We start from the raw sequence: 233 nt of genomic DNA, 5'->3' as shown, positions 1-233 counted from the left end.
CGGCAGGATCACCCGGCGCAGGGTTTCCCAGGGCGTGGCGGCGAGGCTGCGGCTCAGTTGCAGCCAGCGCGGGTCGAGCTGGCGCACGCCGGCGGCGGTATTCAGCAGGATCGGCCAGAGCGCGGCGAAGGCCAGCAGGAAATAGATCGGCTGGTCGCCCACGCCCATCAGCATCACCGCGATGGGCATCCACGACAGCGGCGAGATCATCCGCAGGAACTGGAACGCCGGAG

General features: G+C 69.5%; 1 protein-coding gene. It reads right to left on the bottom strand.

Annotated elements, in window-relative coordinates:
- Positions 1-233, bottom strand: a 233-nt coding sequence (locus G5A07_RS21775) for an ABC transporter permease subunit (RefSeq protein WP_191864024.1), incomplete at both ends; no start/stop codon positions are given.

Origin of the sequence: Stenotrophomonas sp. AS012628, from assembly GCF_010608305.1 — a bacterium.
Classification (GTDB): Bacteria; Pseudomonadota; Gammaproteobacteria; order Xanthomonadales; family Xanthomonadaceae; genus Stenotrophomonas; species Stenotrophomonas geniculata.
The sequence above is the reverse complement of the archived record's forward strand: the minus strand, read 5'-3'. Positions and strand labels throughout refer to the sequence as shown.